Below are 1219 nucleotides of genomic sequence, written 5' to 3' on the forward strand. Positions count from 1 at the left end.
ATGAAACAAGGCTCCGCTCGAAGCCTGCAGGCGACAGGTATCCGATCGACGAATGTAGCCGCTGCTGGTTGTAGAACTGGATGTAGCTGAGCAGCGAGTTCCGCAGCGCCACCTCGTCGGCCGGCTTCTGCCCGTACAGATGCTCGCTCTTCATCGAGTGGAAGAACGACTCCATATGCGCGTTGTCGTTCATCTTGCCCGGTCGATTCATGCTTTGCACGACACCGTGCTGCTGTAGCTTCTGGCGGTACTGATGTGCCGCGTACTCGATGCCACGGTCGCTGTGAAATATCAGTCCGCTCTCGGGCTTGCGACCTCGCCAGGCATGATTGAAGGCTTCGAGGGTCAGCGCCGCGTCACGCTGCGAACCCAGGCTCCAGCCGATGATCCGCCTCGAATGCTTGTCCATCACTACAGCCAGGTAACGCCAGTGGCCGTTGAGCCTCAGGTACGTCACGTCGCCTACCCAGATCTGGTTCAGGCGCTCGAGTTTCACGCCCCGCTGACGGTTGGCGATGCTGGTGAAGAAGGCCCGCTGTCCCACGCGCGAGCGCCGATACAGGCGCGCGCTGCGGCCTTGCAACTGCGCTCGCCGCATGACCCGCGCGACGGTGCTGCGCGCCACCGTGAGGCCTTCGTGGCGCAGCGCATGCCGGATGCGCGGGCTGCCGTAGTACCCGCGGCTAGCCGCGTGGATGCGACGCACGTGGTCGATCAGTTCGGCTTCCTTTACGGCTCGCTTGCTGGGCTCGCGCCGCGTCCACGCGTAGTAGCCTGAACGGCTGACCCGAAGGTGCGCACACATCACTTGGACGCTGTAGGTTTTCCGGTTTGCCGCGATGAAGGCGAAGATTTCCGCTTTCGATCCGAAGCAAACCGGATGGCTTTTTTTAAGAGGTCATGCTCCATCTGCAGGCGCTTGTACTTCTGCTCAACCTCGCGCAGCCGCTGAAGCTCTCCAACAGACTCCGCATCGAGTTTCGGCGCATCACCCACGAGCACTCCATCGCGCACCTGCTTGCGCCATTTCGACAACATGAACGGGTGGATGCACAGGGACTCCGCCACGTCCTTGATCAACACCCCAGGCGCGCTGGACAACTCCACCGCCGCCAGCTTGAACTCCAATCCATACCGCTTGACCATCTGCGGCCCCGGCATACCCATGTGCAACTCCTTCGGTTAGGTCGGAGTGTCCACCAGAGTGAAACAAGGTCCC

Annotated in this window: 2 protein-coding genes; both read right to left on the minus strand. The window is 61.5% G+C overall.

Translation table 11 applies throughout. The annotated features are described in order from the left end of the window. Positions 1-853: IS3 family transposase (locus EV684_RS23865; protein WP_165908587.1), on the minus strand; the 853-nt coding region annotated here is incomplete at its 3' end. Next, positions 805-1167, minus strand: a complete 363-nt coding sequence (locus tag EV684_RS23870) for a transposase (protein WP_132649837.1) — start codon at positions 1165-1167, stop codon at positions 805-807. The genes EV684_RS23865 and EV684_RS23870, both read right to left, overlap by 49 nt. Between the last annotated feature and the right edge of the window lie 52 nt (positions 1168-1219).

The organism is Rubrivivax gelatinosus, assembly GCF_004340905.1.
In the GTDB taxonomy this organism is placed as follows: domain Bacteria; phylum Pseudomonadota; class Gammaproteobacteria; order Burkholderiales; family Burkholderiaceae_C; genus Rubrivivax; species Rubrivivax gelatinosus.

Bases quoted from the DNA above. Each gene is read 5' to 3' on its own strand.
- EV684_RS23870 (WP_132649837.1), bottom strand. From the start codon at position 1,167: ATGGGTATGCCGGGGCCGCAGATGGTCAAGCGGTATGGATTGGAGTTC.